The sequence below is a fragment of the Kitasatospora sp. NBC_01250 genome, from assembly GCF_036226465.1.
Taxonomy (GTDB): Bacteria; Actinomycetota; Actinomycetes; order Streptomycetales; family Streptomycetaceae; genus Kitasatospora.
The window spans coordinates 2,670,645-2,694,012 of record NZ_CP108476.1 but is presented as its reverse complement, the minus strand read 5'-3'; the positions used below and the strand labels follow the sequence as shown (position 1 = coordinate 2,694,012).

Annotated in this window: 3 protein-coding genes; all 3 read left to right on the top strand. The window is 75.6% G+C overall.

All coding sequences use genetic code 11. The features are described 5' to 3' along the window. The first annotated feature begins 95 nt into the window (after positions 1-95). The 3 genes from OG500_RS10930 to OG500_RS10920 all read left to right on the top strand — a co-directional run bounded on the left by OG500_RS10930 (position 96) and on the right by OG500_RS10920 (position 23,348). Entirely contained in the window at positions 96-10,919 is a 10,824-nt protein-coding gene (locus OG500_RS10930; RefSeq protein ID WP_329579195.1) for a type I polyketide synthase, read from the top strand. A 19-nt stretch (positions 10,920-10,938) separates the two neighbouring features. Continuing rightward, positions 10,939-21,432 carry a type I polyketide synthase gene (locus OG500_RS10925; RefSeq protein WP_329579192.1) on the top strand — a complete coding sequence of 3,498 codons (10,494 nt, stop codon included), beginning with the start codon at positions 10,939-10,941 and terminating at the stop codon, positions 21,430-21,432. 332 nt (positions 21,433-21,764) lie between these two features. Beyond that, positions 21,765-23,348: an IS1182 family transposase gene (locus OG500_RS10920; RefSeq protein WP_327071662.1), complete on the top strand. Its 1,584-nt coding sequence runs from the start codon at positions 21,765-21,767 to the stop codon at positions 23,346-23,348. The last annotated feature ends 20 nt before the right edge of the window (positions 23,349-23,368 follow it).

Sequence of the window (23,368 nt, the reverse complement as noted above, 5' to 3'; positions counted from 1 at the left end):
GCGGCGTGATGGGGGCGATGCGCGGCCGGGCGCCGATGCCCCCGCGTAACTGTTCGTCTGGTAAACGGTCTTGGCCGAATGTGGGAGATGCGCGGATGAATGAGTCCAGTTCCGATTCAGTACTGGCCCGGCTGCTGGCCGCTGCCGCGCCGTCGGAGCACCGGAGGTTGGTTCTCGACCTCGTGAGCAGCACGGCGGTGGCGGCGCTGAAGGCCGCACGCCCGGAGGCGGCCGAGACCCTGGACACCGCGCTCGCCTTCACCGAGCTCGGCTTCGACTCGCTGGCCTCGGTCGACCTGCAGGCCCGCCTGGTCGCGGCCACCGGTCTCGACCTGCCGGTCACCGTGGTCTACGAGTGCCCGACCCCGGCCGCGCTGGTCGACCGGCTGCTCGCCGCGGCGCTCGGCGTCGTCACCCCCGAACCGGCCCCGACCGCCAACCTCGGTGCGGCGGACGAGCCGATCGCGATCGTGGGCATCGGCTGCCGGTTCGCGGGCGGGGTGGACTCGCCGGACGCGCTGTGGCAGCTGCTGCTCGACGGCGGCGAGGTGCTCTCCGACTTCCCCGAGGACCGCGGCTGGGACCTCGAGCGGATGTTCGACGAGGACCCGGACACCCCCGGCAGCAGCTATGTCCGCAGCGGCGGATTCCTCGACACGGCAACCGAGTTCGACGCCGACTTCTTCGGCATCAGCCCGCGCGAGGCGCTGGCCATGGACCCGCAGCAGCGGCTGGTCCTGGAGACCGCCTGGCAGGCGCTGGAGCACGCCGGTGTCGACCCGCTGGCGCTGCGCGGCACCGAGGCCGGGATGTTCTTCGGCGCCGAGGTGCAGGAGTACGGCCCGCGGCTGCACGAGGCCCCCGACGGCCTGGACGCCTACCTGATGACCGGCAACGCGCCCAGCGTCATCTCCGGGCGGGTGGCCTATGTGCTCGGCGCGGTGGGCCCCGCGGTCACCGTCGACACCGCCTGCTCGGCCTCGCTGGTCGCCATCCACCTGGCCTGCCAGTCGCTGCGCGCGGGCGAGTCCTCGCTGGCGCTGGCCGGCGGCGTCGCGGTGATGGGCGGCCCGGGCGTCTTCACCGCCTTCAGCCGGCAGCGCGGCCTGGCCCCCGACGGCCGCTGCAAGGCCTTCGCGGCGGCGGCGGACGGTACGGGCTTCGCCGAGGGCGTCGGCGTGCTGGTCCTGGAGCGGCTCTCCGAGGCGCGGCGCAACAACCACCAGGTGCTGGCCGTGGTGCGCGGCTCGGCGGTCAACCAGGACGGTGCCAGCAACGGGCTCACCGCGCCCAGCGGCACCTCGCAGCAGCGGCTGATCCGCCAGGCCCTGGCGAACGCCGGTCTGCGCGCCGCCGAGGTGGACGCCGTCGACGCGCACGGCACCGGCACCACGCTGGGCGACCCGATCGAGGCGAGCGCGCTGATCGCCACCTACGGGCAGGACCGGCCCGAGGGCGCACCGCTGCTGCTCGGCTCGGCCAAGTCGAACCTGGGCCACACCCAGGGCGCCGCCGGTGTGGCCGGTGTGATCAAGATGGTGCTGAGCATGCGCAACGGCTTCCTGCCGAAGAGCCTGCACATCGACGCCCCGAGCCCGCACGTCAACTGGTCGGCCGGCGCGGTCGAACTGCTCACCGAGGGCCGGCCGTGGCCGCGGACCGGGGCGCCGCGCCGTGCCGGTGTCTCCTCCTTCGGCGTCAGCGGCACCAACGCCCACCTCCTGCTGGAGCACGAGGCCGAGGCCGAGCAGCCCGCCGCCGAGGGGGACGCCGCCGACCCGGCCGGCCCCACCCCCTCCGGCGTGCTGCCGTACGTGCTGTCGGCGCGCGGTGAGCAGGCGCTGCGCCAACGGGCCGCGGACCTGCTCCCGCTACTGGACCGCGACGAGATGCGACTCGCCGACCTGTCCTACTCGCTGGCCACCACCCGGGCCGGCCTGGCGAACCGGGCCGCGATCGTTGCCGAGGACCGCGAGGAGCTGCGCGCCGCGCTGAGCGCGATCGCCTCCGGCGCGGCCTCCTCCGGCGCGGCCCTCTCCGGTGTCGCCGGCCCCGGCAAGCTCGCCTTCCTGTTCACCGGGCAGGGCAGCCAGCGCCTGGCGATGGGGCGTGAACTGATCGACGCCTTCCCGGTGTTCGCCGGCGCCCTGGAGCAGGCCTGCGGCTACCTGGACCTCCACCTGGAGCTGCCGCTCACCGAGGTGCTGTTCGCGGCCGAGGGCTCGGCCGGGGCCGAGCTGCTGCACCGCACCGAGTACGCCCAGCCGGCCCTGTTCGCGATCGAGGTCGCCCTGTTCCGGCTGGCCGAGAGCTGGGGCCTGCGCCCCGACTACCTGGCCGGACACTCCATCGGCGAGCTGGCCGCCGCGCACGTGGCCGGGGTCCTCACGCTGGAGGACGCCGCCATCCTGGTGGCCGCGCGCGGCCGGCTGATGCAGGCGCTGCCGGCGGGCGGCGCGATGGTCGCGGTGCAGGCCACCGAGGCCGAGGTGGCGCCGCTGCTCACCGGGCAGGTCGGCCTCGCTGCGGTGAACGGCCCGCGTGCGGTGGTGCTCTCCGGCGCCGAGCAGGAGGTGCTGCGGATCGCCGAGGAGCTGGCCGCGGCCGGGCACCGGACCAAGCGGCTGCGGGTGAGCCACGCGTTCCACTCACCGCTGATGGAGCCGATGCTCACCGAGTTCCGCCGGATCGCCAGGGTCCTGGCGTACGCCGCGCCGAAGATCCCGATCGTCTCCACGGTCACCGGCGAGCTGTGCTCCGAGCAGCTGGCGACGCCCGAGTACTGGGTCGAGCACGTGGCCGCGCAGGTGCGGTTCGCCGACGCCATGACGGAGCTGGCCGGCGCCGGGGTCGGCACCTTCCTGGAGATCGGTCCGGACGGCGTGCTCTGCGCCATGGGCCAGGAGTGCCTGGAGGACTCCGCGGCCGTCTTCGCCCCGCTGCTGCGCCGCGAGCACCCCGAGCCGCGGCAGGCCGTGCTGGCCCTGGCGGCGGCCTACCGCGCCGGTGTGCCGGTGGACTGGGCCCGCTTCCACGCCGGTCGCGACGGGCAGCGGATCGACCTGCCGAACTACCCCTTCCAGCGCAGGCGGTTCTGGCTGGAACCTGGCTCGGCCCGTGCGGACCTCGCCGACCTCGGCCAGCTGCCCGCCAGTCACCCGCTGTTGAGTGCGGTGGTGGCCGTCGGCGCGGACGGTGTGGTGCTGACCGGACACCTCTCGCTGCGGTCCCGGCCCTGGCTGGGCGATCACGTCATCGCCGGGCGGGTGCTCTTCCCCGGCACCGCCTTCGTGGAGCTGGCCGTGCGCGCGGGCGACCACGTGGGCGCGGGTGCGATCGAGGAACTCACCCTGGGCGCCCCGCTGGTGCTGCCGGCCGAGGGCGGCACGGGCATCCAGGTCGCCGTCGGCGAGCCGGACGAGAGCGGGCGCCGGCAGCTGACCATCCACTCCAGGGCGGACGGCGCGGACGCGGGGCAGTGGACCCAGCACGCCAGCGGTGTGCTGGCACCCGCCGCCGAACCGCTGCCGCAGCCGCTGGACAGCTGGCCGCCGCAGGGCGCCGAGGCGATCGACCTCACCGGCGTCTACGAGACCCTGGCGGCCCAGGGCTACGGCTACGGCCCGGCGTTCCAGGGGCTGCGGGCAGCCTGGCGGCACGGCGGCGAGATCTTCGCCGAGGTCGCGCTGACCGCCGAACTCGCCGCCGAGGCAGGAGAGTTCGGCCTGCACCCGGCGCTGCTGGACGCCGCCCTGCACGCCGCCGACCTAGAGCCCGTCCGGGGCGCCGAGCCCCGCGCCGAGGTGCTGGTGCCGTTCGCCTGGACCGGGGTGTCGCTGTACGCCGCCGGTGCCGCCGCGGTGCGGGTGCGGATCTCCCACCCGGGCCAGGACACCCTCGCGCTCGACTTCGCGGACGCCACCGGCGCGCCGCTGGCCACCGTGCGGGGCCTGGTCTCCCGCCCGGTCTCGGACGACGAAGTCCTCTACGCCGTACGGCAGTCGCCGCTGGGCGTGCCGAGCGCGCCGGAGCCGCTGCGGATCGCGGTGCTGGCCGGCGAGCCTGCCGAGACCGGCCTCGCGGGCCTCGCCGACCCGCTGCCGCAGGCGGTCGTGCTCCACGCGGCCGCCGACGCCGGGGCCCTGCCGCTCGCGACCAGGAACGCCACCGCCCGGGTACTGCGGGTCCTCCAGGCCTGGCTGGCCGAGGACCGCTTCGCCGACGTCACGCTGGTGGTGGTCACCTCGCCCGCGCTCGCCCAGGCGCCGATCCGCGGCCTGGTGCGCTCCGCGCAGGCGGAGAACCCCGGGCGCTTCGTCCTGATCGAGCACGCCGACCTGCCCACCGACGCCGAGCTGACCGCTGCGCTGGCCACCGGCGAGCCCGAACTGTCGCTGCTCGGTGGTGAGTTCACCGCCCCCCGGCTGACCGTGCTGCCGTCGGCGGCGAACGAGGCGCCCGAGTGGGGGAGGGTCCTGATCACCGGCGGCACCGGCGGCCTGGGCGGACTGCTGGCCCGGCACCTGGTCACCGAGCACGGTGTGCGCCGCCTGGTGCTGGCCGGGCGCCGCGGCTCGGCTCCCGAACTCGCGGCCGAGTTGGCCGAGTTGGGCGCCGAGGTGGCCGTGGTCGGCTGCGACGTGGGCGACCGCGCCGCGGTGGCCGCGCTGCTGGCCGCCCACCCGGTCGACTCGGTGGTCCACGCCGCCGGCGCGGTGCGCGACGGGGTGATCGGCTCGCTCACCGAGGAGGCGCTGGAGGAGGTGTTCCGGGCCAAGGTGGACGGCGCCTGCCACCTGCACGAGCTCACCGCCGGGCTCGACCTGAAGGCCTTCGTGCTCTTCTCCTCGCTCGCCGCCGTCCTCGACGGCGCCGGCCAGGGCAACTACGCGGCGGCCAACGCCTTCCTGGACGCGCTGGCCGAGCACCGTGCCTCGCTGGGCCTGCCCGCCACCGCCCTGGCCTGGGGCCTGTGGACGGGTGAGGCGGGCATGGGCGCCGCGCTCGACGGGGCGACGCTGGCCCGGATCGCCCGCTACGGACTGCCCGGACTGGACGCCGCGCACTCGCTGCGCCTGTTCGACGCCGCGGTGCGCACCGGCGAGGCCAGGGTGGTCCCCGTCGAGGTGGACGCCGCCGCCGTGCGCGGCCGCGCGGACGGCATCCCCGCGCTGCTCAGCGGCCTGGTGCGGCCGGCCAACCGCCGGGCGTCGGCGGCCCGCGGCACCCGCGACCTGGCCGCCGACAGCGCGCTCGCCGCGCTGCCCGCCGCCGAGCGGGAGCGCGCGCTGCTGGAGCTGGTCCGCACCGAGGTGGCCGCCGTGCTGCGGCACGAGGGCGCGGCGGCGATCAGCCCGACCCGGGCGTTCACCGAGCTCGGCTTCGACTCGCTGGCCGCCGTGGAGCTGCGCAACCGCCTCAACTCGGCGACCGGGCTGCGGCTGCCGGCCACCCTGGTCTTCGACTACCCGTCACCGAAGCTGCTGGCCGAGCACATCCGCGACACCCTGTTCGGCAGCGCGTCCGCGGAGCAGGCCGCCCCGGCGGTGACGTCCGCCGGCCTGGCCGAGGACCCGATCGTGATCGTCGGGATGAGCTGCCGCTACCCCGGCGGCGTCGAGTCGCCGGAGGATCTCTGGCGCCTGGTCGCCGACGGCGTCGACACCATCGCGGACTTCCCCACCGACCGCGGCTGGGACACCGAGGCGATCTTCGACCCGGAGCCGGGCACGCCCGGCAAGACCTACTCCCGTGAGGGCGGGTTCCTCTACCGGGCCGCGGAGTTCGACGCCGACTTCTTCGGCATCTCGCCGCGCGAAGCGGTCGCGATGGACCCGCAGCAGCGCCTGCTGCTGGAGGTCTCCTGGGAGGCGTTCGAACGCGCGGGCATCGATCCGGCGACGGTCCGCGGGACCGCGACCGGGGTGTTCGCCGGGGTGATGTACCACGACTACGGCAGCTGGCTCACCGAGGCCCCCGAGGAGGTGGCCGCCTACTTCGGCAACGGCACCCTCGGCAGCGTGGTCTCCGGACGCGTCGCCTACGCGCTCGGGCTCGAAGGACCGGCGGTCACCGTCGACACCGCCTGCTCCTCCTCGCTGGTCACCCTGCACCTGGCCGCGCAGGCGCTGCGCGGCGGCGAGTGCACGCTGGCGCTGGCCGGCGGTGTCACCGTGATGTCCACCCCCGACACCTTCATCGACTTCAGCCGCCAGCGCGGCCAGGCCGCCGACGGGCGCTGCAAGTCCTTCGCGGCTGCGGCGGACGGCACCGGCTGGGGCGAGGGCGTCGGCATGCTGGTGCTGGAGCGGCGCTCCGACGCCGAGCGCAACGGGCACCGGGTGCTCGCCGTGCTGCGGGGCAGCGCGATCAACCAGGACGGCGCCTCCAACGGCCTGACCGCCCCCAACGGCCCCTCCCAGCAGCGGGTGATCCGCCAGGCGCTGGCCAGTGCCGGGCTGTCGGCGGCCGAGGTCGACGTGGTGGAGGCGCACGGCACCGGCACCACGCTGGGCGACCCGATCGAGGCGCAGGCCCTGCTCGCGACGTACGGGCAGGAGCACGCGGCGGACCGGCCGCTCTGGCTGGGCTCGATCAAGTCCAACATCGGCCACACCCAGGCCGCCGCGGGCGTGGCCGGGGTGATCAAGATGGTCCAGGCGATGCGCCACGGCGTGCTGCCCAGGACCCTGCACGTGGACGCCCCCTCGGACCAGGTGGACTGGACGGCGGGCGCCGTCGAACTGCTCACCGAGTCCCGGCCCTGGCCGACCGACGGCGGCCCGCGCCGCGCCGCCGTCTCCTCCTTCGGCATCAGCGGCACCAACGCGCACGTGATCCTCGAAGAGGCGCAGCCCGTCGAGGACACCCCGGCCACCGGCACCCCGCCCACCCTGGTGGCGCTGCCGCTCTCGGCCCGCAGCCCCGAGGCACTGGGCGCCCAGGCCGAGCGGCTGGCCGCCACCGGCGAGCCGGCCCTCGCCGACCTGGGCCTCGCACTGGCCACCACCCGCAGCGCGCACCCCTACCGCGCGGTGGTGCTGGCCACCGAGCGCGCCGAACTCGACGCCGCGCTCGCCGCGCTGAGCGCAGGGCAGGAGGCGCCCGGGCTGGTCACCGGCACGGTCGGCGAGGGCGGCCTGGCGTTCCTCTTCTCCGGCCAGGGCTCGCAGCGCCCGGGCATGGGACGCCAGTGGTACGAGGCCTTCCCGGTCTTCGCCGAGCACTTCGACCGCGCCGCCGCCCACCTGGACCCGGCGCTGGAGCGGCCGCTGGCCGAGGTGGTCTTCGGCACGGACGCCGAGCTGCTGAGCCGGACGGCCTACACCCAGGCCGCGCTCTTCGCCACCGAGGTGGCGCTCTTCCGGCTGCTGGAGTCGTTCGGCCTGCGCCCGGACTTCCTGGCGGGCCACTCGATCGGCGAGCTGGCCGCGGCGCACGTCAGCGGCGTCTGGTCGCTGGCGGACGCGGCGAAGGCGGTCGCCGCCCGGGGCCGGCTGATGCAGGCGCTGCCCGAGGGCGGCGCGATGGTCGCGGTGCGGGCGGGCGAGGCCGAGGTGCTGCCGCTGCTGGACGAGCGGGTCGGCATCGCGGCGGTCAACGGACCGCGCTCCGTGGTGGTCTCCGGCGACACCGAGGCGGTGCTGGAACTGGCGGCCCGCTTCGAGCGCTCCAAGCGGCTGACCGTCTCGCACGCCTTCCACTCGCCCCGGATGGACGGCATGCTGGCCGAGTTCGGCGCGGTGCTGGCCGAACTCGACTACGCCGAGCCGGTCATCCCGATCGTCTCCACCCTGACCGGCCGACCGGCCACCGCGGCCGAGCTGGGCACGCCCGAGTACTGGGTCCGGCACGTGCGGGAGGGCGTGCGCTTCGCCGACGGCATCGCCGCGCTGGCCGGCCAGGGGGTCACCACCTTCCTGGAGCTGGGCCCGGACGCCGTGCTGAGCGCGCTGGGCCCGGACTGCGTGGCCGAGGACGCGGACGCCGTCTTCGTCCCGGTCGCCCGCAAGGACAAGCCCGAGGTGGCGGAGCTGCTGGGCGCCCTCGCGCTGGCCCACACCCGCGGCGCCGCACTGGACTGGCCCGCGCTCTACGGCGACTACACCGCCCGGGCGGTCGAGCTGCCCACCTACGCCTTCCAGCACCGGCGGTTCTGGCTGGACGCCCCGGCCGCCAAGGGCGACGCGGGCAGCCTGGGCCAGGCGCCGGTGGACCACCCGCTGGTCGGCGCCGAGATCCGGCTGGCCGCCTCCGACGAGGTGGTGCTGACCGGGCGGGTGTCGCGGGCCACCCACCCGATGCTCGCCGAGCACGCCGTCCTCGGCACGGTCCTGCTGCCGGGGACCGCGCTGGTCGACCTCGCGATCCGGGCCGGCGACCTGCTCGGCCTGCCGGTCCTGGAGGAACTCACCCTCCAGGCGCCGCTGCTGCTGCCGGAGTCGAGGGCCGTGCAGCTCCAGGTGGTGGCCGCGCGCGGCGGAGCCGTGCAGATCTTCTCCCGCCCGGCGGGCGACGAGGAGGCCGGCTGGACCACCAACGCCACCGGCCTGCTCGCCGAGCGCGGCACCGTCCGCCCCGAGCCGTCCGCCCCGTGGCCGCCGGCCGGCGCGACCGAGGTCGACGTCACCGGCCTGTACGAGCGGATGCGCACCGAGGGCTACGAGTACGGCCCGGTCTTCCAGGGCGTCAAGGCGGCCTGGCGGCGCGGCGAGGAGGTCTTCACCGAGCTCGAACTCCCCGCCGCCGAACGGCCCGACGCCGCTCGCTTCGGCCTGCACCCCGCGCTGCTGGACGCCGCCCTGCACGCCACCGCGCTGCTGGACGAGGAGCGTCCTGCGGACGGCAAGGTGCTGCTCCCGTTCGCCTGGAACGGGGTCGAACTGCACGCCGGCGGCGCCTCGGCGGCCCGGGTGCGGCTGACCCGCGAAGGCGGCGAGGGCATCCGGATCGAGCTTTCCGACGGCGCCGGGACCCCGGTCGCCACCGTCTCCTCCTTCGTGACCCGGCCGGTGGCGGCCGGCCAACTCGGCCCCCAGCAGGACTCGCTGTACACCGTGGAGCTGACGCCACGCCCCGATCTCACCGCCCAGGGCGTGGGCAACCGGCAGTTCGCGGTGCTCGGCACCGACGGCCTCGGCCTCGACGTGCCCGTCCACCCGGAGCTGACCGCGCTCGGCGACGCCGTCCCCGACGTGGTGCTGCTGCCGGTGCCGACGGCGGCCGAGGGCCCGGTGCCCACGGCCGTGCGCGCCGCGCTGCACGCCGTGCTCGGCCCCGTCCAGGAGTGGCTGCGCGAGGACCGGTACGCCAAGGCGACGCTGGTGGTGCTGACCGCCCAGGGACTGGCGGACGCCGCCGTGCGCGGCCTGGTCCGTGCGGCGCAGGCCGAGGACCCGGGCCGGATCGTCCTGGTGGACGTCGCGGGCCTGGGCGAGGAGCCGCTCACGCTGCCGCTGCTGGCCGCCGCGCTCGACTCGGGCGAGCCCGAACTGGCGCTGCGCGAGGGCGGGATCCAGGTGCCGCGGCTGGCCAGGGTCCAGCTGCCGCAGGCCGATCAGGAGGGCCCCGACTGGGGCACCGTGCTGATCACCGGCGGCACCGGCGGCCTGGGCGCGCTGGTGGCCAGGCACCTGGTGCGCCAGCACGCGGTCACCAGCCTGGTGCTGGCCGGGCGCCGGGGCCTGCAGGCCCCCGAGGCACGGGAGTTGCAGGCCGAGCTGGCCGAACTGGGCGCCCAGGTGGCGGTGGTGGCCTGCGACGTCGCCGACCGGGCGGCGCTGGCCGCACTGCTCGCCGAGCACCCGGTGCGCAGCATCGTGCACACCGCGGGCGTCCTGGACGACGCGCTGATCGGCTCGCTGACCCCCGAGCGGATCGACCCGGTGCTGCGGCCCAAGGTCGACGGGGCCTGGCACCTGCACGAGTTGACCCTGGAGCGGGAGATCAGCAGGTTCGTGCTGTTCTCCTCGGCGGCCGGCACGCTGGACGCCACCGGGCAGGGCAACTACGCGGCGGCCAACGTCTTCCTGGACGCGCTGGCCGAGCAGCGGGTCGCGGCCGGCCTGCCGGCCACCGCGCTGGCCTGGGGCCTGTGGGCGGGCGCCGGCGGGATGGGCGGCGGGCTCGGCGAGGCCGACCTGGAGCGGATCGAGCGCTCCGGCATCGGCGCGCTGGACCCGGCCGAGGGGCTGGCCCTGTTCGACGCGGCGCTGCGCGCCGAGCGTGCCACCCTGGTGCCGGCCCGCCTGGACCTGGCGGCGCTGCGCGGGCGCGGCGAGGAGATCCCCGCCGTGCTGCGCGCCCTGGTGCGGCCCACCGTGCGCCGGGACGCGGCCACCGGGGCCGGCGGCTCGGGCGGCTCCGGCGGTGCGGCCTCGCTGGCCCAGCGCCTGAGCACGCTGCCGGCCGCCGACCACGAGCACGCGGTGCTGGAGGCGGTCCGCTCGCAGGTGGCCGCCGTGCTCGGGCACGACGGTCCGTCCTCCGTCCAACCCCGGCGCGCCTTCACCGAGTTGGGCTTCGACTCGCTCGCCGCGGTGGAGCTGCGCAACAAGCTGAACGCGGTCAGCGGGCTGCGCCTGCCGTCCACGCTGATCTTCGACTACGCCACCCCGGCGGCGCTGGCCGGCTACCTGCTGGACAGGTTGCGGCCGGAGAAGAGCCGGGCGGCGGCCGAGGAGCCCGACGACGCCCGGGTGGCCGAACTGCTGGCCGGCATCCCGGTGGCCAGGCTCCGCGAGTCCGGGCTGCTGGAGCGCCTGCTGGAGCTCTCCGGGACCGCCCCCGCCGACGCGAAGCCGGCCGCGCCCGGCGCGCCTGCCGAAGCGCAGGCGGAGGCCGACCGGAGCTCGGCCATCAAGAACATGGACATCAACGACCTCATCCGCACTGCGCTCGACCGTAGCGACGCCAAGTAATCAGGGAGCGACACCGACCGTGGATACATCTGTCGAGCAGATCGTCGAGGCGCTGCGCGAGTCGTTGCTGGAGAACGAACGCCTGCGCCAGCAGAACACGCGGATCGAGGCGGCGGCGCAGGAGCCGATCGCGATCGTGGCGATGAGCTGCCGCTACCCCGGCGGCGTCAGCTCGCCCGAGCAGTTGTGGCAGCTGGTCGACCAGGGCGTGGACGCGGTGGGGGACTTCCCCGCCGACCGCGACTGGGACGTCGAGGGGCTCTACGACCCGGACCCGGACGCGCCGGGCAAGACCCACGTGCGTGAGGGCGGCTTCCTCTACGACGCACCGCGCTTCGACGCCGCGTTCTTCGGCATCTCGCCGCGCGAGGCGATCGCGATGGACCCGCAGCAGCGCCTGCTGCTCGAGGTCTCCTGGGAGGCGTTCGAGCGGGCCAACATCGACCCGCACACCCTGCGCGGCAGCCGGACCGGCATCTTCGCCGGGGTGATGTACCACGACTACGGCAGCTGGCTGGCCGAGGTGCCCGAGGGCGTCGAGGGCTACCTCGGCAACGGCAACCTGGGCAGTGTCGCCTCCGGCCGGGTCTCCTACACGCTGGGCCTGGAGGGGCCCGCCGTCACGGTGGACACCGCCTGCTCCTCCTCGCTGGTCGCGCTGCACCTGGCGGTCCAGGCGCTGCGCACCGGCGAGTGCGCCTACGCGCTGGCCGGCGGTGTCACCGTGATGTCCACCCCGGACACCTTCGTGGACTTCAGCCGCCAGCGCGGGCTCTCGCTGGACGGCCGGTGCAAGTCCTTCGCCGCCACGGCGGACGGCACCGGCTGGGGCGAGGGCGTCGGCATGGTGCTGCTGGAGCGCCTGTCGGACGCCGAGCGCAACGGGCACCGGGTGCTGGCCGTGGTCCGCGGCAGCGCGATCAACCAGGACGGCGCCTCCAACGGCCTGACCGCCCCCAACGGGCCGTCCCAGCAGCGGGTGATCCGCCAGGCGCTGGCCAACGCCCGGCTCAGCGCCGACCAGGTGCACCTGGTGGAGGCGCACGGCACCGGCACCCCGCTGGGCGACCCGATCGAGGCGCAGGCGCTGCTCGCGACCTACGGGCAGGAGCGCGCCGGCGGTGAGCCGCTGTGGCTCGGCTCGATCAAGTCCAACATCGGCCACACCCAGGCGGCGGCGGGCGTCGCCGGGGTGATCAAGCTGGTGATGGCGATGCGCCACGGCCGGATGCCGAAGACGCTGCACGTCGAGGAGCCCACCCCGCAGGTGGACTGGACCGAGGGCGCGGTCGAACTGCTCACCGAGGCCAGGGACTGGCCCGAGCGCGGCGAGGCCCGGCGGGCCGCGGTCTCCTCCTTCGGCATCAGCGGCACCAACGCCCACGTGATCCTGGAGAGCGTGCCCGAGCCCGAGCTGCCGCCGCGCGCCACCGAACCGGCCGGACCGCTGCCGCTGGTGCTCTCCGGCAAGGGCGAGCAGGGCCTGGCCGGCCAGGCGCAGCGGCTGCTCGACCACCTGGACAGCGCGCCACTGCCCGACCTCGCCTGGACGCTGGCCACCTCCCGGGCCGCCCTCGGCGACCGCGCGGTGGTGATCGGCGCGGACCGCGCCGCGCTGGCCGCCGGGCTGACCGAGCTGGCCGCCGGGCGCGCCGCGGCGAACGTGGTGCAGGGCAGCCGCCAGAGCGAGTCCCGGATCGCCTTCGTCTTCCCCGGGCAGGGCTCGCAGTGGATCGGCATGGCGGCCGAACTGCTGGACTCCGCACCGGTGTTCGCCGCCAGGATGGCCGAGTGCGCCCAGGCGCTGGCCCCGCACGCGGACTGGGACCTGCTGGAGGTCATCCGCGGCGCGGGCTCGCTGGAGCGGGTGGAGGTGGTGCAGCCCGTGCTCTGGGCGGTCATGGTCTCGCTGGCCGAGCTGTGGCGCTCCTACGGGGTGCGCCCGGCCGCCGTGATCGGGCACTCGCAGGGCGAGATCGCCGCCGCCTGCGTGGCCGGGGCGCTCTCGCTGGCCGACGGCGCCAAGGTGGTGGCCCTGCGCAGCCTGGCCATCGCGGACGACCTGTCCGCGCGCGGCGGCATGATGTCGGTGGCGCTGGCGGCCGAGCAGGTCCGTGCGCGGCTCGCCGCGTACCAGGGGCGGCTCTCGGTGGCCGCCGTCAACGGCGCGGCCTCGGTGGTGGTCTCCGGCGACGCCGACGCCCTGGACCAGCTGCACGCCGGGCTGAAGCAGGACGGCGTGCGGGCCAAGCGGCTGCCGGTGGACTACGCCTCGCACTCGGCCCAGGTCGAGTCGATCCGCGAGCGGCTGCTGAAGGAGCTCTCCGGGCTCGCCCCGCGCTCCGCCGAGGTGCCGTTCTACTCCACGGTGACCGGCGAACTCTTCGACACCGCGGGCCTGGACGCCGACTACTGGTACACCAACCTGCGCCAGAGCGTGCTCTTCGAGGGCACCACCCAGGTGCTGCTCGACAGCGGCTACGGCGTCTTCGTCGAGTGCAGCCCGCACCCGGTGCTGCTGCACAGCGTGGCGGAGACGGCGGAGGCGCTGAACGCCGAGGCCGTGGGGATCGGCTCGCTGCGCCGCGAGGAGGGCGGTGCGGAGCGCTTCCTGACCTCGCTGGCCGAGGCGCACGTGCACGGCGTCGCCCTCGACTGGGCGGCGGTCTTCGCCGGGACACCGGTGCGCACGGTGGACCTGCCCACCTACGCCTTCCAGCGCGAGCGGTTCTGGCTCGGCAGCTCCCAGGCGGTGGGCGATGTGACCGCGGCCGGCCTGGTCGCCGCCGGACACCCGCTGCTCGGCGCCTCGGTCACGGTCGCCGACGGCGGCGGCATGCTCTTCACCGGGCGGCTCGCCACCGCCACCGCGCCCTGGCTGGCCGACCACGCGGTGGGCACCGCGGTGCTGCTGCCCGGTACCGCGTTCGTGGAGCTGGCCGTCAAGGCCGGTGACGAGGTCGGCTGCGGCCGGGTGGCGGAACTGACCATGGAGGTGCCGCTGCTGCTGCCCGAGCGCGGCGCGGTCCAGCTCCAGCTCCACCTCGGCGAGCCGGACGAGGCGGGCCGGCGCCCGCTGACCGTGCACTCGCGCCCCGAGGGCGGCGAGGGCGAGTGGACCCGGCACGCCAGTGGCCTGCTGGAGCCCGACACCGCGGAGGCCGGCTTCGACCTGGCGGCCTGGCCGCCGGCCGGTGCGCAGCCCGTCCCGGTGGACGGCGTGTACCAGGCGCTGGCCGAGCAGGGCTACCACTACGGCCCCGCCTTCCAGGGGCTCAAGGCGGCCTGGCGGCGCGCCGAGGAGGTCTTCGCCGAGGTCGAACTCCCGGTGGAGGACCAGCGGTTCGCCCTGCACCCGGCGCTCTTCGACGCAGCCCTGCACGCCGCGGGCCTGGGCGGCGGCCAGGAACCGGAGCAGGCCCGGCTGCCCTTCGTCTGGAACGGCGTCTCGCTGTACGCCTCGGGTGCCAGGGCCCTGCGCCTGCGGATCACCGGCACCGACGCCCTGACCATCCAGCTCGCCGACACCACCGGTTCCCCGGTGGCCTCGGTGGACGCGCTGACCACCCGCGCGGTCGACCCCGCCGCGCTCGGCGCGGCCGGCCGCGCCGACGCCCTGTTCCGGCTCGACTGGCCGCTGCTCGCGGTCCAGGGTCCGGCACCCGAGCACGCGGTGCTCGGCGAGGGCGGTCCGGCGCAGCTGGCGGAGCTGGCGACCGTACCGGAGTTCGTGGTCCTGCCGGTGCGGCAGGACGGGGATCCGGTCACCGGCACCAGGACCGCCGCCGCCCGGGTGCTCGACACCCTGCGGCAGTGGCTGGCCAGCGAGAAGGTCGCCGCCTCCCGCCTGGTGGTGCTCACCAGGGGAGCGGTGGCGGTGGGCGCCGAGGGCGTCCAGGACCTCGCCGCGGCCGCCGTCTGGGGCCTGGTCCGCGCCGCCCAGGGCGAGAACCCCGAGCAGTTCGTCCTGGTGGACGCCGACCGGGACACCACCGTCGAGCAGGCCCTGGCGGCGGTCGCCGCCTCGGGCGAGCCCCAACTCGCCGTGCGCGACGGCAAGGTGCACGTCCCCCGGCTGGCCAGGAGCGTGCCGCAGGGCACCGCAGCCCCCCTCGGCGCCGAGGGCACCGTGCTGATCACCGGCGGCACCGGCGTGCTCGGCGCACTGGTGGCCCGCCACCTGGTGGCCGAGCACGGGGCGCGCCACCTGCTGCTGGCCGGGCGCAGCGGCGTCGCGAGCGAGGACTTCGCCGACCTGGACGCGGAGATCACCGTGGCCGCGTGCGACGCGGCCGACCGCGAGCAGCTCGCCGAGCTGCTCGCCACCGTCCCCGCCGACCGCCCGCTGACCGCCGTGCTGCACCTGGCCGGCGCGCTGGACGACGGCCTGGTCACCTCGCTCACCGCCGAGCGGCTGGACGCGGTGCTGCGCCCCAAGGTGGACGCGGCCTGGCACCTGCACGAGCTGACCGCCGGTCTGGACCTCAAGGCGTTCGTGCTCTTCTCCTCGGCCGCCGGCACCGTGGACGGCGCGGGCCAGTCCGGCTACGCGGCGGCCAACGCCTTCCTCGACGGTCTGGCCCAGCACCGCCGGGCGCTCGGCCTGCCCGGCCTCTCGCTGGCCTGGGGCTTCTGGGAGCAGCGCACCGGGATGACCGCCCACCTGAGCGAGGCGGACGTGGTGCGGATGGCCAGGTCCGGGGTGCGTCCGATCACCACCGCCGAGGGCCTGGCGCTGCTCGACCTCGCGCTGGCCGGGGACCGGGCGCTGCTGGTGCCGATCGGCCTGGACCTGCCCGCGCTGCGCTCGGCGGGCACGCCCTCCCCGGTGCTGCGCGGCCTGCTCCGGCCGGCTGCCCGGCGCACGGCGGCAGCGGCACCCGCGGCACCGGGCGGCGCGCTGGACAAGCTGGCCGCCCTCGGGCAGGCCGAGCGCGACGCGGCCCTGTTCGAGCTGGTCCGCACCCATGTCGCCGCGGTGCTCGGCCACGACCCGGACATGGTGCTCGACCCGCGACGGGCCTTCCGGGACTGGGGCTTCGACTCGCTGACCGCGGTGGAACTGCGCAACCGGCTGGGCCAGGCGGTCGGGCTGCGGCTGCCGGCCACCCTGGTCTTCGACTACCCGGACCCCACCGCCCTCGTCGGCCACCTCAGGACCGAACTCTTCGGCGCCGCCGAGCCGGTCCCCGCATCCGCCGCCGGCGCGCAGCAGGCCGTCGACGAGCCGATCGCGATCGTGGCGATGGCCTGCCGCTTCCCCGGCGGCGTCAGCACCCCCGAGGAGCTGTGGCAGCTGTTGGCGGAGGGCGGTGACGGGATCTCGCCGTTCCCGGCCGACCGCGGCTGGGACATCGAGGGGCTCTACGACCCGGAGCCGGGCAAGGCCGGTCGGACGTACGCCCGCGAGGGCGGATTCCTGCACGACGCCGCCGACTTCGAGCCGGACTTCTTCGGCATCTCGCCGCGCGAGGCGATCGCGATGGACCCGCAGCAGCGCCTGCTCCTGGAGACCTCCTGGGAGGCGCTGGAGCGCGCCGGCATCGACCCGTACTCGGTGCGGGGCAGCGCCACCGGTGTGTTCGCCGGGGTGATGTACCACGACTACGGCAGCAGGCTCAGCAACGCGCCGGAGGACGTGCGGGACTACCTGGGCAACGGCAGCCTCGGCAGCGTGGCCTCGGGCCGGGTCGCCTACACCCTCGGCCTGGAGGGTCCCACCCTCTCGGTGGACACCGCCTGCTCCTCCTCGCTGGTGGCCCTGCACCTGGCGGCGCAGGCGCTGCGCGGCGGCGAGTGCACGCTCGCCCTGGCCGGCGGCGTCTCGGTGATGTCCACCGTGGACACGTTCGTGGACTTCAGCAGGCAGCGCAATCTCGCCGCCGACGGCCGGGCGAAGTCCTTCGCGGACGGCGCGGACGGCACCACGCTCTCCGAGGGCGCCGGGATGCTGCTGCTGGAGCGCCTCTCCGACGCCCGGCGCAACGGGCACCAGGTGCTGGCCGTCATCCGTGGCTCGGCCGTCAACCAGGACGGTGCCTCGAACGGGCTGACCGCGCCCAACGGTCCGTCGCAGCAGCGGGTGATCCGTCAGGCGCTGGCGAGTGCGGGGCTGTCGGCGACCGAGGTCGACGTGGTGGAGGCGCACGGCACCGGCACCACGCTGGGTGACCCGATCGAGGCGCAGGCGCTGCTGGCCACCTACGGCCAGGGCCGCTCGGCGGACCGGCCGCTCTGGCTGGGCTCGGTCAAGTCGAACATCGGTCACACCCAGGCCGCGGCCGGTGTCGCGGGTGTCATCAAGATGGTCCAGGCGATGCGCCACGGCGTGCTGCCCAGGACCCTGCACGTGGACGAGCCCTCCAGCAAGGTGGACTGGTCGGCCGGCGAGGTCAGGCTGCTGACCGAGGCCCAGGACTGGCCCGAGGCCGAGCGCCCGCGCCGGGCGGGGATCTCCTCCTTCGGGATCAGCGGCACCAATGCGCACACCATCATCGAGGCCGTCACCGAGCAGCCCGCCGAGCCGGCGGGCACCGAGGCGCCGCTGCTGCCCGTGCTGATCTCCGGGGCCACCCCGGAGGCGCTCGCGGCCCAGGCGGCGAAGCTGACCGCCCTGGTGGACGCGCCGATCGCCGACCTCGCCTTCTCGCTGGCCACCGGCCGCTCCGAACTCGGCCACCGGGCCGCGCTGATCGCCCGCGACCGGGACGAACTCGCCGCAGGCCTTGCCGCGTTGGCAGCCGGTGAGGCGGCACCCGGGGTGCTGCGCGGCAAGCCGGCGGCCGGCAGGCTGGCCTTCCTGTTCACCGGCCAGGGCGCGCAACGCCCCGGCATGGGCGCGGAGTTGTACCAGCAGCAGCCGGTCTTCCGGCGCGCCCTGGACGAGGTCTGCGGGCAGCTGGACCCGCACCTCGACCGGCCGCTGCGGGAGCTGCTCTTCGATCAGGACGCCGAGCTGCTCGACCGGACCCGCTACACCCAGTGCGCCCTGTTCGCCCTGGAGGTCGCGCTCTTCCGGCTGCTGGAGTCCTGGGGCATCAGGCCTGACTTCCTGGCCGGGCACTCCATCGGCGAGCTGACCGCCGCCCACGTCGCGGGCGTGCTGAGCCTGCCGGACGCCGCCCGCCTGGTCGCGGCCCGGGGCCGCCTGATGCAGGCGCTGCCCGCCGGTGGCGCGATGCTGGCCGTGGACGCCACCGAGGAGGAGGTGCTGCCGCACCTCGGCGCGTCCGTGGGCATCGCCGCCGTCAACGGGCCGAACGCCGTCGTGGTGTCCGGGACCGAGGAGGCGGTGGCCGCCCTGGAGGCCGCCTTCACCCACCGCAGGACCAAGCGCCTGCGGGTCAGCCACGCGTTCCACTCGCCGCTGATGGACCCGATGCTGGCCGAGTTCGCCGAGGTCGCGCGCACCCTCGCGTACGCCCCGCCGAGCGTGCCGATCGTCTCCAACCTGACCGGCCTGCGCGCCACCACCGAGGAGCTGACCTCCCCCGAGTACTGGGTGCGCCACGTGCGCGAGGCCGTCCGCTTCGCCGACGGGATCCGCACCCTGGAGGCGGAGCAGGTCCGCACCTTCGTGGAGCTGGGCCCCGACGCGGTGCTCTCCACCATGGGCGCGCACTGCCTGGCCGACCCCGAGCGCTCGGCCCTGGTCTCCGTGCTGCGCCGGGACAAGGATGAGCCCGTCGCGCTGGCGACCGCGCTGGGCGCGCTCCAGGTGCGCGGCGTCCCGATCGACCGGCAGGGGCTCTACGGCGGTACGGCGGTGCGCCGGATCGACCTGCCGACGTACGCCTTCCAGCGCCGGCGGCTCTGGCTGGAGGACGGACCGTCAGGACCGGGCGAGGCGGCCGGCTTCGGCCAGGCGACGGCCGGGCACCCGCTGCTCGGCGCCGAGCTCAGGCTGGCGCAGAGCGACACCGTCGCGCTGACCGGACGCCTCTCGCTGAGCACCCACCCGTGGCTGGCCGACCACGCCGTCGCCGACGTGGTGCTGCTGCCCGGCAGCGCCTTCGTGGAACTGGCGGTCCAGGCGGGCGACCGGGTGGGCAGCGCGCTGGTCGAGGAGCTGGCCATCGAACGGCCGCTGGTGCTGCCCGCGCAGGGCGGGATCCAGCTCCAGGTGGTCACCGGCGCCCGCGACGACGCCGGGCGCCGCCCGGTCACCGTGCACGCCCGCACCGAGGAGAGCGGTGCCGCCTGGACCAGGCACGCCACCGGCGTCCTGGCCGAGCCGGCCGCGCCGGAACCCGCCGCGCTCCCGGTCTGGCCGCCGGCCGGTGCCGTGCCCGTCGACCTCGACGGCAGCTACGACCGCCTGGCCGACCAGGGGTACGGCTACGGCCCGCTGTTCCGCTGCCTGCGGGCCGCCTGGCGGCTCGGCGAGGAGGTCTACGCCGAGCTCGCCCTGCCCGAGCAGGCCGAGCAGGCCGGCTTCGGCCTGCACCCCGCGCTGCTGGACTCCGCGCTGCACGCCATCGACCTGCTGGACGGCCAGGACCCGACGGTGATGACCCTGCCGTTCTCCTGGGAGGGCGTGACGCTGTACGCGGCGGGCGCCTCGGCCCTGCGGCTGCGGCTCACCCCGCAGAGCACCGAGCAGCTGAGCCTGCAGCTCTTCGACGGCGTCGGCGCACCGGTGGCCGTGGTCAGCGCGCTGCGGATCCGTCAGGTGTCCGCCGAGCAGCTGAACGCGGCCGCGGCTGCCACCGCCGGGGCCACCGGCTCCGGCGACCTGTTCGAACTGCACTGGGAGCCGGTGCCGTTGGCGGCTCTCCCGCAGGACGCGCGGCTCGAACCGGACACCGTGACCATCACCGTCGACGGCCCGGACGAGGCGTACGCCCCGGCCCGGGCGAGCAGGGCCGGGCACCGCGCGCTGGCCGTCCTGCAGCAGCGCCTCGCCGAGGACCGCGCCGAGGGCGCGCCGCTGGTGGTCCTCACCCGGGGAGCAGTGGGCGTGGACGGCGCGCCGGACCTCGCGCAGGCCGGGATCTGGGGCCTGGTGCGGGCGGCGGCCGTCGAACACCCCGACCGCCTGGTCCTGGTCGACCTCGACGAGGACCCCGCCTCCGAGGCCGCGCTCGCGGCGGCGGTGGCCACCGGGGAACCGGAGCTGGCGCTGCGGGCCGGTCAGGCGTACGTCCCGAGGCTGGCCGAGGCCACCGCCACCGGAAGCGTCCGCCCGCTCGACCCGCAGGGCACCGTGCTCATCACGGGCGGCACCGGCAGCCTCGGCCGCCTGCTCGCCCGGCACCTGGTGGGCGAGCACGGCGTCAGGCACCTGCTGCTGACCAGCCGCACCGGCGTCCTGCCGACCGAGCTGGCGGACCTGGCCGCGCTGGGCGCGACCGTGACGGTGGCCGCCTGCGACGCCGCCGACCGCGAGGCGATGGCCGCGCTGCTCGACGCCGTCCCCGCCGAGCACCCGCTGACGGCGGTGGTGCACGCCGCCGGGGTCCTGGACGACGCGCTGGTCTCGGCGCTCACCGACGAGCGCCTGGACGCGGTGCTGCGGCCCAAGGCCGACGCGGCCTGGCACCTGCACGAGCTGACCGCGGGCCTGGACCTGGCCGCCTTCGTCCTGTTCTCCTCGGCCGCCGCCACCCTCGGGGCCGCCGGGCAGGGCAACTACGCGGCGGCCAACGCCTTCCTGGACGCCCTGGCCGCCCAGCGGCACGCGGCCGGGCTCCCCGCGCTCTCGCTCGGCTGGGGCCTGTGGGACACCGGATCCGGGATGGCCGGCTCGCTCGGCGAGGCGGAGCTGCGCAGGCTCTCCCGGGACGGCATCCAGCCGCTGCCGGTCGACCGGGCGCTCGCGCTCTTCGACCGGGCGCTGACCTCGGAGCAGTCGCTGCTGCTGCCGATGCGGGTGCAGCCGACCGAGCAGGCGCCCCCGATGGTCCGCGCGCTGGCCGCCCGGACCCCGGCCCGCCGCACCGCCCAGGCCGGGCCGGCCGCGACCGACCGGCCGCAGCTCACCCCGCTGCCCGAGCGGCTCGCGGCGCTCTCCCCGGCGGAGAGCCGGCAGTTGCTGCTGGAGACCGTGCGCGGCCATGTCGCCGAGGTGCTCGGACACCCGGGTGCCGAGGCGGTGGACCCGGAGCGCGGGTTCGGTGAGCTGGGGGTGGACTCGCTCTCGGCGCTGGAGCTGCGCAACCGGATCAGCGCCGACACCGGCCTGCGGCTGTCCTCCACCCTCACCTTCGACTACCCGACCCCGGTGGCCATCGCCGACCACCTCTTCGACGAACTGGTCGAGGACCTGGACGGTGCGCCGGATGTGGAGGCCGAGGTGATCCGCCTGGAGTCCCTGCTGGAGGCGGCCGTCTCGGTCAGCTCGGTCAACGAGGAGCAGCGCTCCCGGGTGGCCCTGCGCCTGCGGGCCCTGACCGCCAGGTGGACCGGCGACCTGCACCCGGAGCCCGCCGACCAGGGCGGCCCGGAGCTGGACACGGCCACCGCCGACGAGCTCTTCGACCTCCTGGACGACGAGCTCGGCAAGTTCGACTAGCCGGCCCCGGGGCCTGCCCGGCGCAACCCGCCGGGCAGGCCCCGTGCCCCGATCGACCCCCAGCTGTCCCGACCCCCGGCCAAGCCCGTCCCGCCCCCAGCTCATCCCGACCCCGAAGGGAGCCCTCCCGATGCGCCAACGCCGAAGCCGCCGCCGACTGCCCGCAGGGCAGTTCGGACGCGGCGGCTTCGGCGCCTCGCAGCGGTTCCTGGGTCGTGTCTCACAATTCGCGTGCCTGGCGCGAATTGTGAGACACGGCCTAGGAGGCTCGTGAAGATCTTGGGTTCTGGCCTCGCCGCGCGAGCGGCGGGGCCAGACTGTTTCTTGTGGCGATGGGTGAGTGGTCCGGGGAGACGGTCGGGCCGGATGTCTGGGAGACGTGCCGGGGGTTGATCCCGGTGGGCAGCGTGTTCGCGTTCCTGGCCGAGCACCGTGGTGAGTTGTTCCCGGCGGTGATGTTCGCGGACATGTACCCGTCGGCGAACGGGCGGCCGAGCATGCCGCCGCAGATCCTGGCCGCGGCGATCGCGCTGCAGGCCCTGCACGGCCTGTCGGACTTCGAGACGGTCCAGGAACTGCGGTGCGACCTGCGGTGGAAGGCCGCGTGCGGACTGGGCCTGAACGACACCGCGTTCGACCCGTCGCTGCTGGCCTACTTCCGCCGCCGGCTGGCCCGCTCTCCCCGGCCCAACCGGATCTTCGAGGCCGTGCGGGAGGTCGTGCGGGCCACCGGTGTCCTCAAGGGCAAGCACCGGCGGGCGCTGGACTCCACCGTGCTGGACGACGCGGTGGCCACCCAGGACACCGTCACCCAGATCATCGCCTCCGTCCGGGCGGTGATCCGCGAAGTCCCCGGCGCGGATGCGGTCGCGGCCGTGCACTGCACCGCCCACGACTACACCGACCCGGGCAAACCCCGCATCGCGTGGAACGACGAGCAGGCCCGAGCCGACCTCGTCGACGCCCTGGTCGGCGACGCGCTGCGGCTGCTCGGGCACCTGCCCGAGCAACAGCTCGGCGAGAAGGCCGCGAACGCGGTCGGCCTGCTGGCCCTGGTCGCCGGGCAGGACGTCGAGCCCGCCGAGGACTCCGACGGACGCGACGGACGCTGGCGCATCACCCGGGGCACCGCCCACGACCGGATGGTCTCCACCGTCGACCCCGAGGCCCGGCACGTGCACAAGACCCGCACCCACCGGCAGGACGGCTTCAAGGCCCACCTCGCCATCGAGCCCGAGACAGGGTTATACACCGCGGTCGCCCTGCGGCCCGGCGCCGGAGCAGAACACCACGAGGCCGCCGTCGGACTCGACCTGCTCGCCGACGAGGACGCCCCGGTGGACGCCTTCGCAGACACCGCCTACTCCACCGGCGACGCCCGCCAGGCCCTGGAACAGCAAGGGCACCGACTGTTCCTCAAACCCGCCCCACTGCGGGCAGCCGTCCCCGGCGGCTTCACCCTCGACGACTTCACCATCGACACCACCGCCGCCACCGTGACCTGCCCCGCCGGACACACCGTCCCGCTCTCCGACCCCGGCGGCCGCCACCAGCAGCGCAAGGCCACCTTCGCCGGCCTGTGCACCGGGTGCCCCCTGCGCGAGCGGTGCACCAAGGCCAGGGCCGGACGCACCCTGACCATCCGCCCGCACCACGACCTCCTCACCGCCGCCCGCCGCCAGGCCGCCACCGACCCCGACTGGCAAGCCGACTACCGCCGCTGGCGACCACCCGTCGAACGCGCAGTCGCCTGGATCGTCCACCGGGGCAACCGCAGACTCCGCTACCGCGGCACCATCAAGAACGACACCTGGCTCCACACCCGAGCCGCCGCCCTCAACCTCCGCCGCCTGATCAACCTCGGACTCACCCACACCGGCAGCACCTGGCAACTCACCCCGGCAACCAACGCATAACCAGAGGGGCAGCCCGGCCT